This window comes from [Clostridium] citroniae WAL-17108, assembly GCF_000233455.1.
GTDB classification, from domain to species: domain Bacteria; phylum Bacillota; class Clostridia; order Lachnospirales; family Lachnospiraceae; genus Enterocloster; species Enterocloster citroniae.
Map to the genome: position 1 here is coordinate 20,982 of NZ_JH376430.1, position 14,081 is coordinate 35,062.

Consider the following 14,081-nt stretch of genomic DNA (forward strand, 5'->3'; position numbering starts at 1 on the left):
CCTAGTTTTCTATCAGATACCGCTCCACGCTTGTTACAGCATTGGCGCCGTCTGCTGCCGCTGTGATGATCTGACGCAGGGGTTTTGTCCTCACATCGCCTGCGGCGAAGATGCCCGGTGCAGATGTCACCCCGTCCTCGCCTGCCTTTATATATCCGTGGTCCATCTCCACAAGCCCTTCAAACGCCTTGCTCTCCGGTGAGATCCCCACTGCAATGAACACGCCCTGAACATCCAGATCGCGCTTTTCACCTGTCTTTACATTGGTTACGGACAAGCTCTTTACCATGCCGTCTCCGTTGATGCTGTCAGCCACACTGTCCCATACCATCTCCACATTCTCAAGGGATAAAAGACTTTCCTGGAGACTTTTAGCCGCCCTCAGTTCGTTCCTTCTGTGGATGACATAGACCTTGCTGCACATACGGGCCAGGAAAATGGCATCCTCCACAGCCACGTCTCCGCCGCCGACCACAGCAGTTACCTTATTGCGGAAAAATGCGCCGTCACAGGTTGCACAGTAAGAGACGCCTGCGCCTGCCAGCTCCTCCTCACCGGGAATGCCCAGCTTTCTGTGAACCGCTCCTGTTGCAAGGATCAGAGCCCTGGCCTCATAGGTCTCATGCTCGCATACCACCCGCTTGATATTCCCCTGGTCCTCGATCCTTACCACATCATCCTCCGCGAACTCCGCTCCCAGCTGGTCTGCATGCTCCCGGAACTTAAGCCCCAGATCATATCCGCCAATGCCCGGAAGTCCGGGATAATTATCCACCTCATAGGTTGTCAGAACCTGTCCTCCGCTGACCATCGCCTTCTCGATCACCAGTGTATTCAGCCTTGCCCTCTGGGCATAGACAGAAGCCGCAAGCCCTGCGGGGCCTGAACCAATAATAATCAAATCATATACCTGTGCCATATCCTTACCTTTTCCTTATCTATTATCATATTAACAAGTTATTTACTATTTTGACCAATTTGTAATTATTATAACACATATATTTCACATATTACAATTCAATTTCTTACAATTATCCATGGGATGTGATAAAATGTAGATACAGTGTATGACAGAAAGGATGTGTGTCTTATGCCACGTAAAACAGTACTGGTCACCGGGGCCTCCAGGGGCATCGGCAAGGCCATTGCAGTCAAGTTTGCCAAAAAGGGCTATAACGTAGCCATCAGCTGCGTCCACAGAGAGGACCGTCTTCTCCAGACCCAGAAGGAGATCGAGTCCTTCCAGGTGCCCTGCCTTGCATATAAGGGGGACATGGGCGACATGAAATGCTGCGAGGAGCTGTACGGGAAAATCAAAACCCAGTTTGGCGGTGTTGATGTGCTGGTGAATAATGCCGGTATTTCCTATATAGGGCTTTTGCAGGACATGACCTGTGAGGACTGGGAAAAGATGCTCTGCACCAATCTGACCTCGGTGTTTAACTGCTGTAAGCTGTCCATCCCCTATATGCTTCAGCAAAAGCAGGGAAAGATCATCAACATTTCCTCCGTATGGGGTGTGGTGGGAGCATCCTGCGAAACCGCCTATTCCGCTACGAAGGGCGGGATCAATGCCCTGACCAAAGCCCTGGCCAAGGAGCTGGCCCCCAGCAACATCCAGGTGAACGCAGTTGCCTGCGGCGCCATTGACACGGAGATGAACCAGTGGATGGAGGAGGACGACCTGATCGCCCTGGTGGAGGAGATTCCCTCCGGCCGTCTGGGCAAGGCCGAGGAGGTAGCGGACCTGGTTTACCATCTGGGATACAAGGAATCCTACCTGACCGGACAGGTGATTGGCCTGGACGGTGGATGGATCTGACAAAGTTACATTAAAATTCCATTTTCCTTACAAATACATTAACTGTATTGACCTTGGAGTTACTCCAGGGTGTAGAATCCAACTATCGAAAACAAAGATAATCAGTAGATTCTGCAAGGAGGGAATTTTATATGAAAAAGAAATATTTGGCCACTGCTGCACTGACACTTGCTTTGGCAGCGGGAAGCGCTATGACATCATTTGCCGCAGGTTTCGTAAGCACATCACAGGGTATGAAATATCAGTGGGGTTCCGGAGATTACTGTACCAACAACTGGGTTAATTACAAGAACCACTGGTTCTTCTTTGGCTCCGACCAGATCATGAGAACCGGCTGGATCCAGAAGGACGGTACCTGGTATTATGCGGCCGACACCGGCGAACTTCAGGGCGGGATTATGAAGATCAATGGAAATGTCTATTATTTTGACAACAACAGCCTGAAACTGGTGACCGGCACCCACAGCTATAACGGCGAGTCCCATGAATTCACTGAAAACGGAACCACAGACGGCGGTCCATACGTATACACGGAATGGAACAGCAACGGTACCATCAAACGCGGTACCAAGTTTGGGGCACGTTAACCAAACTGCCACATCACACACAAAAAATACCTCCACGGCTTATCTTACGCCCGGAGGTATTTTTGTCATATCCGATATAGCAAAAAACCCTCGAAAACATAATGTTTTCAAGGGTTCTGATAAGTCTATGATATAACCTCTTATTATCTCTTGGAGAACTGTGGCGCACGGCGTGCTGCCTTTAAGCCGTACTTCTTTCTTTCCTTCATTCTTGGGTCTCTTGTTAAGAAACCGGCTTTCTTCAGAACGGGTCTGTAATCAGCGTCTGCCTGAAGAAGCGCTCTGGAGATGCCGTGACGGATTGCACCAGCCTGTCCTGTTGTGCCGCCGCCGCGAACGTTAACCTGTACATCGAATTTGTCAGTAGTCTCAGTTGCAACTAAAGGCTGACGTACAATAACTTTTAAAGTCTCAAGACCAAGATACTCATCGATATCTCTCTTGTTGATCGTAACCTTACCTGTACCCGGTACTAAATATACTCTGGCAATGGATTTCTTTCTTCTGCCTGTTCCATAAAATTTTGCGTTAGCCATGATACTTTCTTCCTCCAATCCTCATTAAAATGTTAAAACTTCTGGTTTCTGTGCTGCCTGCTCATGGTCTGGGCCTGCATATACGTGAAGCTTGTCAATCATGCTTCTTCCCAGAGGTCCCTTTGGAAGCATACCCTTAACAGCTAACTCCATAACCTTCTCAGGCTTCTTAGCCATCATCTCACGCAGAGTGGTCTCTCTCATGCCGCCTACGTAATCAGAGTGATTGTAGTAGATCTTCTGGTCTAACTTCTTACCGGTTACTTTCACCTTATCTGCATTAACAACGATCACATAATCGCCGCAATCCATGTGAGGTGTGAAAATCGGCTTATTCTTTCCTCTTAAAACCTTTGCTATCTCGGAAGATAAGCGTCCTAATGTATATCCTGTAGCATCAACTACGTACCATTTTCTTTCAATTGTCGCTGGACTAGCCATAAAACTCTTCATTGGTTAACCTCCTGTTAATCTCAATCCTGTTATACATCGACATCCAACGGATGCCCGCTTTATGCATGATAAATATGGGAAGTATTTATCTACAAATGTTCATTCCGGGGCTTTGGATGAACATTCTCTGCTAATGTCACAGTTTTATATTATATAATATCCTCCGCCGTATGTCAACCACTTAATCGGGAAAAAATGCCACAAAAACATCATAAAAACGTGATTTAGTCCACATATTTCATTTCGATCAGGGTCAGCCCCCTGGCCGGCGCCGTGGGACCTGCCCGGCGCCGTTCCCTGGCCTCCAGAATCTGCTCCATCTCCCCAGGATGGATCTGTCCCATGCCAACCGCTATCAGCGTGCCGGCAATGATCCGGACCATGTTGTAGAGGAACCCATTTCCCGTGACCCGGATGGTGATCATGTCCTCCTCATCCCGTCTGATATCCAGGCTGTATATTGTGCGGACCGTGTCCGTCACCTGGGTATGCACGCTGCAGAAGCTTTTAAAGTCATGCTCCCCTGTGAGTATGTCCGCTGCCCGGCACATCTGATCCAGATCCAGGTGAAAATAGCAAAAATGCGAATAGAAACGCTGGGTAGGCATCTCAATCCTTCGGTTCATGATCTTATATTCATATGTTTTAATGCATCTGTGTTTCCTGGGATGCCAGTCCGCCGCTACCTCCTCCGATGACTGGACCCGTATATCCTCGGGCAGCCGCTGGTTTAAGGCCAGGCAGATCTTATCCGCCGGCATGCGGTGTTCTGTGTCAAATACAGCCACATTGCCCCGGGCATGTACGCCTGAGTCAGTGCGGCTGGCTCCGATGACCTGGATCGGCTCTCCCAGAAGCATGGTAAGTTTTTCATTTAATTCAGATTCAATGGTAACCCTGCCCGGCTGTATCTGCCACCCATGGTAATGGGTGCCGTCATAGGCTACCACAAGCCGTACTCGCTTCATCTTTTCCTCCTATCCAGATTCCTGTACTCTCGGAGCCCCGTTCTACAGATACACCCTGGATGCGATCATCACCACCAGGTACAGGGCGAATATCATATATGCGTCATGATCCTCCCGCTTGTACTGCAGCGGCTTCATCTTGGTGCGTCCCTCCCCGCCCCTGTAACAGCGGGCCTCCATGGCCATGGCCAGGTCCGTGGCCCGGCGGAAGGCGGATATGAACAGAGGCACCAGCAGCGGCACCATGGCCTTGGCCTTCTGGATCAGGTTTCCCGTATCAAAGTCAGCTCCCCTGGCCATCTGCGCCTTCATGATCTTGTCCGTCTCCTCCACAAGGATCGGGATAAACCTGAGGGCAATCGACATCATCATGGATACCTCATGGACAGGCACCCTGAACCGTCTTAAAAATCCCAGTCCTTTTTCCAGGCCGTCCGTCAGCTGGTTAGGCGTGGTGGTCAGCGTCATGATGGAAGAACCGATCACCAGGTATACCAGTCTGAGCCCCATAAAGAACGCCAGGCGGACACCTTCCACCGTGATCTTAAATATCCAGAATTTCACAATTACTTGTCCGCCTGTGAGAAACAGGTTAAAGCTCACACTGATGATCAGAAGGATCATGATGGCCTTCAGTCCCCTGACAATAAAACGGAACGGGACCTTTGTGATCTTGATGGCGGCTGACAGCACCAATGTGGCAATGACATACCCCCAAATGTTATCCGCAATGAACAGGGACGCAATAAAGACCATGGTCCCGAACAGTTTTGTCCTGGGATCCAGGCCATGGACCACGGAATCAACCGGGTAATATTGTCCCAATGTAATTTCTCTAAACATTCTTATCCCTGCTGCTTTCTGTCAAATTTCGGTTCCACTGTCCAAGTATCGCTTCCCTTGCCTCTTCCACTGTGGTGATATCCCCATCAATATCAATGCCCTGTGCCCTCAGGTCATGGACCAGATAGGTGATCTGGGGCGCTGCCAGGCCGATCGCTTCCAGCTCTTTGTAGTGGTGGAATACTTCCTTGGGCGTGCCGTCAAATACCTTCTGTCCATGGTTCATCACGATCAGACGGTCCGCATACCTGGCCACATCCTCCATACTGTGTGAAACCAGGATAATGGTCATGTGCCGTTCCTTGTGGAGATGTTCGATCTGATCCAGGATCTCATCCCTTCCTCTTGGATCCAGCCCTGCGGTGGGTTCATCCAGGATCAGTACCTCCGGCTCCATGGCCAGCACCCCGGCAATGGCCACCCGGCGTTTCTGCCCCCCGGAAAGTTCAAAGGGGGACTGCTTATAATAGGAAGGATCCAGCCCCACCAGCTCCAGCGCCTGCTTGGCTCTGGCTTCCGCCTCCTCCTTGCCAAGTCCCTGATTCTTCGGGCCAAAGCACACATCGGTGAGCACATCCACCTCAAACAGCTGGTGCTCCGGATACTGGAATACCAGCCCCACCTTGCTGCGCAGTTTCTTCATATCATAGCCGTTGTCGTAGATGTTCTCCCCATTGTAGTAGAGTTCCCCGTTACTGGCCTTGATCAGTCCGTTCATATGCTGGATCAGCGTGGACTTTCCCGACCCGGTGTGTCCTATAAGCCCTATGAACTCTCCGTCCTGTATCTCCAGGTTCACGTCAAACAGGGCGTGCTGCTCAAAGGCCGTTCCTCCGCCATATACAAAATTCAGATCAACTGCTTTAATAGACATCTGTTTTCTCCTTACCGTCACTCCAACGCCCAGTGTTCAAAGGCCTCCTATGCCTGCCTGATCAGGGGCGCCAGTTCCTTTACCAGCTGTTCCCTGGTAAGGATGCCATCGGACAGAGGCATCCCCGCCTCCTTTAACTCATACGCCAGCTCTGTCACCTGGGGTACATCCAGGCCGTGTTCCTTTAACTCCCTGACCCTGGAAAAAATCTCTTTAGGTCTTCCGTCCATCACGATCCTGCCCTCATCCATCACAATGATGCGGTCAGCCTCCGTGGCTTCCTCCATATAGTGGGTGATCAGAAGGACGGTGATCCCCTCTGCCCGGTTCAGCTCATGGACGGTCTTAATGACCTCCCTGCGGCCATTGGGATCCAGCATGGCCGTGGGCTCGTCCAGTATGATGCACTGCGGCTTCATGGCCATCACACCGGCAATGGCAACCCTCTGCTTCTGGCCTCCTGACAGCTTGTTAGGGGACTGAAGGCGGAATGCCGTCATCCCCACCGCCTTAAGGCTCTCCTCCACCCGCTTCCATATCTCCTCAGTAGGCACGCCTATGTTCTCAGGGCCAAAGCCCACGTCCTCCTCCACAATGTTTCCGATGATCTGATTATCCGGATTCTGGAACACCATTCCCGCGGTCTTTCTCACATCCCACAGGTGTTCCTCGTCCCTGGTGTCCATGTCACTGACCCACACCGTTCCCTCTGTGGGCATCAGCAGTCCGTTTATATGCTTGGCAAAGGTAGATTTACCGGAACCGTTATGACCCAGGACAGCCACAAAATCACCCTTTTGTATATCCACGTCCAAACCGTCTATGGCACGGTTTACTTCTTCTATATTCTCTTCCTCGTCACGCCTGATATATTCATAGACCAGTTTTGCTGCCCTTACGATTCCCATATGATCTTCCTTTGCTTCCTTCTATTGTTTACGTTTTTCAATTGTAGATGAAATTACTATAGAAGTCAAGTATGGCGCATAAAATAAGAGGTCCGGCAGAACCGGACTTACCTGTCCCGGTCCTGCCGGACCTCCTTTTTCTGGGATGACTGCGATCCCTATCTCACCATACACGGTTTCTTATGGTCAAACTTCCACCCGGGGATCAGGTACTGCATAGCCACCCCGTCATTTCTGTCCCCGTAAGGAAGGGTACGGTAGAGTTCATTGGCTTTCATGACAGCATCCATGTCCACCTCAATGCCCAGTCCCGGTTCTTTGCGGATCTCAATGACACCGTTCCTGATCTCCATGGGATTCTTTGTCAGGTACTGGCCGTCCTGGTACACATAATGTGTATCCAGTGCCGTGATATTCCCCGGAGCGGCCGCCGCGCTGTGGGCAAAGATAGCCAGGGAAATATCAAAATGGTTATTGGAATGGGACCCCCAGGTCAATCCCCAGTCATTTAGCACCTGTCCCATTCGCACAGATCCGCTCATGGTCCAGAAATGCGGGTCCGCCAGCACGATATCCACAGCGGTCTGGCTGGCTGCATGGTAGAACTGGCGCCAATCAGTGGCGATCATGTTGGTGGCTACCTGAAGGCCTGTGGCATTTTTAAATTCCCTCATAATCTCACGGCCGGAAAATCCTCTCTCCTCACCGCAGGGATCCTCTATATAGGTAAGAATGCCGTTCATCCCCTGACAGTACCGGATGGCCTGCTCCAGAGTCCAGGAGCCGTTGGGATCTATGTTGATCCTGGCGTCCGGGAAGTTCTTTTTCAGGGCCCGGACGGTTTCCATTTCCTCCCAGCCGTTTAATACGCCGCCTTTTAGCTTAAAGTCCTTGAACCCATATTTTTCTTTCATGGCGTATGCATTCTCAACAATGCGGTCCGTGGTCATGGCTGTCCTGCGCCTGAGGCTGAACCATTTGTCATCAGAATCACTTTCATCCAGGTACTTCATATCCGTCTTTGTATGATCCTGGCAATAGAACAGATACCCCAGGATCACCACCTTATCCCTCTGCTGTCCATCTCCCAGCAGTTCGCAGACAGGCAGGCCCAGGAATTTCCCCATCAGATCCAGCAGGGCGCATTCCACCGCTGTCTCCGCATGTACCACAAACTTCAGGTTGCTCAGGTCCAGCTTTTGAAGCCCCTGCCCGTCATTGCCCCCGGGCACATATCCGTTATTTCTGATGCAGCTGACAATGCTCTTGTACTCTCCGATCGTCCTGCCCACCACCAGGGGGACGTAGCTTTCAAGTATCTTTGTGATATCATCCCCGCCGTGCACCTCTCCCACTCCCGTATTGCCGGAGTTATCCGTTATGACCACGATATTCCTGGTAAAGAGAGGGGAATGGGCCCCGCTTAAGGACAGGAGCATGCTGTCGTATCCCGCACAGGGAATGACCTTCATATCCGTTATTACAGGTGTTTTGCTTAACATTAGGTTACCTCCATCCGGAAGGCCTATCCCATCAGGCCTTATTCTGCAATTCTATCTTCTGTGCTTCTAATTTCTTGCTTCTCTTATTATCAAAATATGCATAGGCAAGTGAGATCAGGATCAGGACCCAGATCACATTGCCGATGGGCCTGTTAAAAAATGCTGCAAAGCTTCCCTCTGAAGACTTTAACACATCGATAAAATATTTCTCAAAGTCATCTCCCAAAATAAAGCCAATGAGGAAGGGAGCGGAGGGGATTCCGGTTTTGCTGAACACAAAACCAACAATTCCAAAAATCAGCAGAGTCCACACATCAAACATATTTCCGTTGCGGATAGCATAGGAGCCCACCACGCACATCAGGATCACAACCGGATAAAGGCGGTTTTTCGGGATGTTGATGATCTTTGCAATATACTTAATGGGATAAAACATTACTACAAACATGATGATGTTGCACACCACCAGGCCAAGAAGGATATCCCTCCAAAGATCCGGGTTCTGGGTAATGAACAAAGGTCCCACCTGGATTCCCTGTAAAAGGAAGGCGCCTACCAGAACTGCCGTGGTGCTGTCTCCCGGAATTCCCAGGGACAAAAGAGGGATCAGGGCACCGCCGGTCAGTGCATTGTTTGCCGCTTCGGAGGCAACCAGACCATCCACACAGCCCTTTCCGAATTCATCCGGATGTTTGGAGAAGTTTTTGGCCTGGCTGTAGGACAGAAGGGATGCCGCGGAACCGCCCACTCCGGGAAGGATTCCCATAAACGTACCAATGGCGGAGGAACGGATCGTATTAATGCCCTGTCCCTTTAAGTCTGAGAAGGAGAACCCCTTTCCTCCGCCCTTGATGCCGCCTTCCATCTTTGGATTCCGTTTCATTCCCGTTTCCGCTTCCAGCAGGATCTGTGAAAGGGCAAACAGTCCGATGAGGACAGGGAGCAGCTGAAACCCGCTTCCCAGTTCCACAGTCAGGAAGGAGGGCACCATGCGCAGCTGCTGGTTGTCAAAGAAGCGGCCGATCAAGGTAACCAGCACGCCCAGGAAACCTGCAAAAACTCCCTTTGTCATGGAACCCTTGGAAAGGGCTGCAATAACCGTCATTGCAAATACAATGATCAGGAATTTTTCAACAGCGGAAAACTTGATGGCCAGTTTTGCCAGCGGGGGTGTAAAGAAGAACAGGGCCAGCAGGGAGATCAGACCGCCGATCAGCGATACAGTGATACCGATCTTCAGCGCCCTCTCACCTTCTCCTCTGGCAGCCATGGGGTGACCGTCAAAACCCGTTGTAATGGAGGAAGGCGTGCCCGGGATATTGATCAGGATAGCCGGTACAAGGCCGCCGCTGATGCCGCCTACATAAAGACCCAGCAGCAGGCAGAGCGCCTGGCCCAGGTCCAGTGAATACGTCAGCGGCAGAAAAACCGCTATTGCCATGGTTGCTGTCATACCGGGAAGTGCTCCAAATACAATACCGATCACCACTCCGAGGAACGACATTATAATATTCATAATTCCAAACATGATCGAAACCTCCTTTTATGGTAAAGTGATGCGGAACAGGACCCCGAATACCAGCCAGATAAATATGGAAAATCCAACTGATATGACACCGGATGTTATCATGCTCTTTTTTGTTCTCTCATTGTCAAAGAGAACATTTAACAGAAAGATACTGATGATGCTGGCCGGAAGGAATGTTAAAAACTCCATCAGGTAAATATAAACAATAAAGGTGAGGATACTCCCCAGCAGCTTTACCTTATCCCATCCTGGCATAAAGAAACGGTAGTTCTTAAGGTTAATAAATGGTGTTCCTGTTTTCTTGCAGCTGATCATCCTTTGGACTGCTATGATGATTAAGAGAATCACCAGAATTACCATCACGATCCTGGGCATGACCCAGTGTGATGTTGAATTTATAATCTTAAGCTTCACAAGCTTTCCCTCCTCTTAAGGAGCACTCAGCGCCCGTGTTCCGGGCGCTTATGTGCGTTTTAGCCGGTTGTCACTGTGTCAGACTATGATCACTGTGTCAGACTATGATCACTGTGTCAGGTAATCAAAGTCCGGGCATGCCTCAATCAGCTGGGTCATGTCTGTTCTCTTATTGTAGATAAATTCTTTTGCTGCCGCGGAATCCAGATATGCGCCTCTGTAATTTAACTTGGCCATATCGGACTGGAAATTGGCATTTTCACAAACCTTGGCTGCTGCTGCATCCACTGCCTTTGCAAATTCGGCATCAATATTCTGAGGATAGTATACAAGGAAATCTTTGGACAGTGAAAATGGTTCATTATTAAAGGTGATTCCCTGCTCGGCATAAGTAGGAGCATTTTCAGCGCCCTCAATCTCATCCAGAAGGCCCACGCATTTCATGGCCAGCTGCTTGTCGTCAACACCCACATACTGCTGGATTCCGTAATAATCATCAAAAATAATGTCTACATTGCCGTCCCATAACATCTGACGCTTCTCAGAGGTAACACCTGCTGCGATCACGCGGAGCTGGTCAGCTACTTCCTGGCCGTAGTTGTCAAGTACCCAGTTGTAGTACGCAAGATAGCACAGGGTGGATACGGAGCCGTTCTCACAGGCCACGCGGATCTCAGCATCCGGATTTGCCTTCAGGTATTCAGCTGCTTCCACCATTGTACTGTAAGGCGCATCGGCCTTGGCTGCAAAACAGCATCCCGGGTTCTGGGCCACTCTTGGGCCAACGGTGATATTTTCAAGTGCGTATTCTTCTCCGTATGTGCCAAACACAACACCCAGGTACATCATGTCGTGGAAGATCGCGATGGTGTCGCCCTTGCCCTTATCGGTACGGAGGATCTCAAACATCTCTGCCGCGCCAACGGGATCAACTTTTGCATCCCAACCCATCTCTTCTGCCAGGTAACGGGTCACTGTATCAGCTATAAGGTAGCTGTCACCGCTGGTGGAGGAGGAACCGATCACCACGCGGACGGATTTCTTTCTGTTGCAGCCTGCCAGGCAGGTCACTGCCATTGCCAACACCAATAACATACACAATACTCTTCTCTTCATTACTCATTCTCCTTTTTTATATGTTTATTTATCTTACCAGACAAGGACGTTTGGGATCAAATTTCCAGCCGGGTATCAGGTACTGCATACCCATTGCATCATTTCTGGCCCCAAGGCAGTTTTCCAGGTAAAGCTGGTTTGCCTTCTTGATCTGGTCCATATCCACCTCAACTCCAAGGCCCGGCTTTTTCGGGACAGCCACGCATCCGTCCACGATCTGAAGCGGCTCCTTGGTCAGGCGCTCCAGGCCCTCCTGCCAGATCCAGTGCGTATCCAGCGCATTGTACTCTCCCGGGACAGCTGCGCCCACCTGGGTAAACATGGCCAGTGAGATGTCAAAATGGTTGTTGGAATGGGAACCCCATGTGTAGCCAAAGTCATGACACATCTGTCCCACCCTTACGGAGCCGGCCATGGTCCAGAAATGAGGGTCTGCCAGGATGATATCCACTGCCTGGGATTCCAGGGAGTGTCCTACTTCCCTCCAGTCCGTGGCAATCATGTTAGTGGCTGTGGGGAATCCTGTACGGCGGCGGAACTCGCTCATGATCTCACGCCCGGAGTACACTCCCTCTGCACCGCACGGATCCTCACAGTATGTTAGGATGCCCTGCATTCCTTCCACGTATTTAACCGCCTGTTCCAACAGCCATCCGCCGTTGGGATCCAGATCGATCCTGGCATGGGGGAATTCCTTTTTCAGGGCCCGGATGACATCCATCTCCTCGTTTCCTGGAAGCACGCCGCCCTTTAATTTAAAATCCTCAAACCCGTATTTCTCTTTTGTAGCCTTTGCAAAAGCCACAATGGACTCGGCTGTCAGAGCTTCCTCATGGCGGATCCTGTACCACTCACAATCGGAATCAGGCTCTGAAAGATAGGGAAGATCCGTCTTGTTCCTGTCTCCCACAAAGAACAGGTAACCCAGCATACGAACCTTGTCTCTCTGCTGTCCTTCTCCCAAAAGCTCACACACAGGCACCCCAAGATGCTTTCCCAGCAGATCCAGGCAGGGCGCCTCAATGGCTGTCACCACATGCACACCGGTGCGCAGGTCAAAGGTCTGGTTCCCTCTCACATCCTCCTCGCCCTTTTCCTCCAGGTGCTTCTTTACCTTTAGCAGCGTACTCTTATATTCCGCCACCTTGGTGCCCACCACAAGGGGAATGCACTCTTCCAATGCCTTTGTGATCTTCTGTCCTCCCGGCACCTCACCCACGCCTGTCTCACCATTGTCCCCGTACAGAACCACCACGTTCCTGGTAAAATACGGCGCATGGGCTCCGCTCAGGTTCAATTCCATGCAGTCACAGCCTGCAACCGGCCAGACTTCCATCTTTGTAATTGTTGGCGACATTTTCACTACCTCCCAGCTTATGAATTATGTGTTATTTTTTACTTACTGCGCTTTTTAACAAAATGTTAACCGTCATTTTGTAATTTTGCTCTTGTGTTTTTCATGTCTTTATTGTATAAAATATATATAACTAAGTCAAATTACTTGTTTCGATAGAAAGACTAAGTAAAACTTATTCACAAATCAGGAGAAGGAATATGGATCTGAAACAATTAGAATACATTGTGAAAATTGCAGATGAGAACAGCATTACACGGGCAGCCGAACGCCTTTACATATCCCAGTCCGGTCTGAACCAGCAGCTTCTGAAATTGGAATCTGAGCTGGGCATCCAGCTGTTCCACCGCAGCAAGAACGACCTGCGCCTCACAGAGGCCGGTAAGGTCTATGTAAGTTACGCCCGCCAGATGCTTCAGTTAAAGCAGGAAGCCTATGATATACTTAATGACATGGCCGACAACAAGGTGGGACGCCTGTCCGTGGGGCTCACACCGGAACGAGGCATTACCATGCTGATGAGCATCTATCCCCAGTTCTATCAGCAGTTTCCCCACATCACCATAGAGCCTCAGGAGATCGGCGTAAAGAATCAGCAGTCCATGATATCCAAGGGATACCTGGACCTGGGCTTTGTCACCCTCAGCGAGAAGGACAAGACAAATGATGAGTATATCCATATCTACTATGAGAATATCCTTTTGGCCGTTCCCCGGTCCCACCCCCTGGCCAGACACGCCAATCCCCCGGGACAGCCCTTTGCCACTGCTGACCTGCGTGACTTTAAGGACATGCAGTTTGTGCTGATGTTTAAGAACTCCACCCTGCGCACAGTCATAGACCCACTCTTTGAGGAGGCCGGCTTCGTTCCCCGGATCTTGTTTGAGACCTCCAGCAACCTGACCCTGTGCAACATGGTGAAAAACAACATGGCCTGCTCGCTGATCACTCAGAACTATGCCAAGGAGCAGCAGGATGTGGCCTATTTCTACCTCCCATCCCACCCCTTCTGGGAGCTGTGCGCCACATACAAAAAAGGTCATTACCTCACCAAAGCGGGTAAGACCTTTATTGAACTGGCGATTGAATATTATCATTCCACGGCAAAAGAGAACAACCAGAGCGTGGTCTGAGTGGAATCCATACGTCCAGTCCACCCCATAGTTCATTCCACTC

Annotated in this window: 15 protein-coding genes; 3 read left to right on the plus strand and 12 right to left on the minus strand. The window is 50.4% G+C overall.

Translation table 11 applies throughout. The features are described from left to right. Nucleotide 1: 1 nt before the first annotated feature. On the minus strand, nucleotides 2–919 hold the full coding sequence (trxB, locus tag HMPREF9469_RS25915; protein ID WP_007869215.1) for a thioredoxin-disulfide reductase: 918 nt from the start codon (nucleotides 917–919) through the stop codon (nucleotides 2–4). 171 nt (nucleotides 920–1,090) lie between these two features. Between trxB and ymfI the strand changes: the two genes are divergently transcribed. After that, nucleotides 1,091–1,822, plus strand: coding sequence for an elongation factor P 5-aminopentanone reductase (ymfI, locus tag HMPREF9469_RS25920; RefSeq protein ID WP_007869219.1), 732 nt, complete (start codon nucleotides 1,091–1,093; stop codon nucleotides 1,820–1,822). A 131-nt stretch (nucleotides 1,823–1,953) separates the two neighbouring features. Further along, nucleotides 1,954–2,409, plus strand: a complete 456-nt coding sequence (locus HMPREF9469_RS25925; RefSeq protein ID WP_007869222.1) for a hypothetical protein — start codon at nucleotides 1,954–1,956, stop codon at nucleotides 2,407–2,409. 143 nt (nucleotides 2,410–2,552) lie between these two features. On the opposite strand, the gene rpsI is transcribed toward HMPREF9469_RS25925, so the two are convergent. From rpsI to HMPREF9469_RS25980, 11 genes are all read right to left on the minus strand, one after another. Continuing rightward, nucleotides 2,553–2,945 carry a 30S ribosomal protein S9 gene (rpsI, locus tag HMPREF9469_RS25930; RefSeq protein ID WP_007869226.1) on the minus strand — a complete coding sequence of 131 codons (393 nt, stop codon included), beginning with the start codon at nucleotides 2,943–2,945 and terminating at the stop codon, nucleotides 2,553–2,555. Nucleotides 2,946–2,969: 24 nt separating this feature from the next. Then, on the minus strand, nucleotides 2,970–3,398 hold the full coding sequence (gene rplM / locus HMPREF9469_RS25935; RefSeq protein WP_007869229.1) for a 50S ribosomal protein L13: 429 nt from the start codon (nucleotides 3,396–3,398) through the stop codon (nucleotides 2,970–2,972). 224 nt (nucleotides 3,399–3,622) lie between these two features. Further along, the gene (gene truA / locus HMPREF9469_RS25940) at nucleotides 3,623–4,366 is read right to left on the minus strand and encodes a tRNA pseudouridine(38-40) synthase TruA (RefSeq protein WP_007869231.1); all 744 of its coding nucleotides are present in this window, start codon (nucleotides 4,364–4,366) and stop codon (nucleotides 3,623–3,625) included. Nucleotides 4,367–4,408: 42 nt separating this feature from the next. After that, nucleotides 4,409–5,209 (minus strand): energy-coupling factor transporter transmembrane component T family protein, encoded by an 801-nt coding sequence (locus tag HMPREF9469_RS25945; RefSeq protein ID WP_007869233.1) that lies wholly within the window; start codon nucleotides 5,207–5,209, stop codon nucleotides 4,409–4,411. After that, entirely contained in the window at nucleotides 5,202–6,083 is an 882-nt protein-coding gene (locus HMPREF9469_RS25950) for an energy-coupling factor transporter ATPase (RefSeq protein WP_007869234.1), read from the minus strand. The genes HMPREF9469_RS25945 and HMPREF9469_RS25950 overlap by 8 nt, the downstream gene beginning before the upstream one ends. 47 nt (nucleotides 6,084–6,130) lie before the next feature. Then, nucleotides 6,131–6,991 (minus strand): energy-coupling factor transporter ATPase, encoded by an 861-nt coding sequence (locus tag HMPREF9469_RS25955; RefSeq protein WP_007869236.1) that lies wholly within the window; start codon nucleotides 6,989–6,991, stop codon nucleotides 6,131–6,133. A 158-nt stretch (nucleotides 6,992–7,149) separates the two neighbouring features. Further along, nucleotides 7,150–8,493 carry an enolase C-terminal domain-like protein gene (locus HMPREF9469_RS25960; protein ID WP_007869239.1) on the minus strand — a complete coding sequence of 448 codons (1,344 nt, stop codon included), beginning with the start codon at nucleotides 8,491–8,493 and terminating at the stop codon, nucleotides 7,150–7,152. A gap of 31 nt (nucleotides 8,494–8,524) precedes the next feature. After that, a complete protein-coding gene (locus HMPREF9469_RS25965; protein ID WP_007869241.1) occupies nucleotides 8,525–10,021 on the minus strand; it encodes a tripartite tricarboxylate transporter permease in 1,497 nt (498 codons plus the stop codon). Between the two features lie 15 nt (nucleotides 10,022–10,036). Then, nucleotides 10,037–10,435 carry a tripartite tricarboxylate transporter TctB family protein gene (locus tag HMPREF9469_RS25970; RefSeq protein ID WP_007869243.1) on the minus strand — a complete coding sequence of 133 codons (399 nt, stop codon included), beginning with the start codon at nucleotides 10,433–10,435 and terminating at the stop codon, nucleotides 10,037–10,039. Between the two features lie 108 nt (nucleotides 10,436–10,543). Next, on the minus strand, nucleotides 10,544–11,551 hold the full coding sequence (locus HMPREF9469_RS25975; protein ID WP_007869245.1) for a type 2 periplasmic-binding domain-containing protein: 1,008 nt from the start codon (nucleotides 11,549–11,551) through the stop codon (nucleotides 10,544–10,546). 28 nt (nucleotides 11,552–11,579) lie between these two features. Further along, entirely contained in the window at nucleotides 11,580–12,908 is a 1,329-nt protein-coding gene (locus HMPREF9469_RS25980) for an enolase C-terminal domain-like protein (protein ID WP_007869248.1), read from the minus strand. 197 nt (nucleotides 12,909–13,105) lie between these two features. On the opposite strand from HMPREF9469_RS25980, the gene HMPREF9469_RS25985 reads away from it, so the two are divergent. Continuing rightward, on the plus strand, nucleotides 13,106–14,038 hold the full coding sequence (locus tag HMPREF9469_RS25985) for a LysR family transcriptional regulator (RefSeq protein WP_007869252.1): 933 nt from the start codon (nucleotides 13,106–13,108) through the stop codon (nucleotides 14,036–14,038). Nucleotides 14,039–14,081: the final 43 nt, after the last annotated feature.

Bases quoted from the DNA above. Each gene is read 5' to 3' on its own strand.
- HMPREF9469_RS25925 (WP_007869222.1), top strand. From the start codon at position 1,954: ATGAAAAAGAAATATTTGGCCACTGCTGCACTGACACTTGCTTTGGCA.
- trxB (WP_007869215.1), bottom strand. From the start codon at position 919: ATGGCACAGGTATATGATTTGATTATTATTGGTTCAGGCCCCGCAGGG.
- HMPREF9469_RS25955 (WP_007869236.1), bottom strand. From the start codon at position 6,991: ATGGGAATCGTAAGGGCAGCAAAACTGGTCTATGAATATATCAGGCGT.
- truA (WP_007869231.1), bottom strand. From the start codon at position 4,366: ATGAAGCGAGTACGGCTTGTGGTAGCCTATGACGGCACCCATTACCAT.
- rpsI (WP_007869226.1), bottom strand. From the start codon at position 2,945: ATGGCTAACGCAAAATTTTATGGAACAGGCAGAAGAAAGAAATCCATT.
- ymfI (WP_007869219.1), top strand. From the start codon at position 1,091: ATGCCACGTAAAACAGTACTGGTCACCGGGGCCTCCAGGGGCATCGGC.
- HMPREF9469_RS25945 (WP_007869233.1), bottom strand. From the start codon at position 5,209: ATGTTTAGAGAAATTACATTGGGACAATATTACCCGGTTGATTCCGTG.
- HMPREF9469_RS25950 (WP_007869234.1), bottom strand. From the start codon at position 6,083: ATGTCTATTAAAGCAGTTGATCTGAATTTTGTATATGGCGGAGGAACG.
- HMPREF9469_RS25960 (WP_007869239.1), bottom strand. From the start codon at position 8,493: ATGTTAAGCAAAACACCTGTAATAACGGATATGAAGGTCATTCCCTGT.
- HMPREF9469_RS25980 (WP_007869248.1), bottom strand. From the start codon at position 12,908: ATGTCGCCAACAATTACAAAGATGGAAGTCTGGCCGGTTGCAGGCTGT.
- HMPREF9469_RS25975 (WP_007869245.1), bottom strand. From the start codon at position 11,551: ATGAAGAGAAGAGTATTGTGTATGTTATTGGTGTTGGCAATGGCAGTG.
- HMPREF9469_RS25965 (WP_007869241.1), bottom strand. From the start codon at position 10,021: ATGTTTGGAATTATGAATATTATAATGTCGTTCCTCGGAGTGGTGATC.
- rplM (WP_007869229.1), bottom strand. From the start codon at position 3,398: ATGAAGAGTTTTATGGCTAGTCCAGCGACAATTGAAAGAAAATGGTAC.
- HMPREF9469_RS25985 (WP_007869252.1), top strand. From the start codon at position 13,106: ATGGATCTGAAACAATTAGAATACATTGTGAAAATTGCAGATGAGAAC.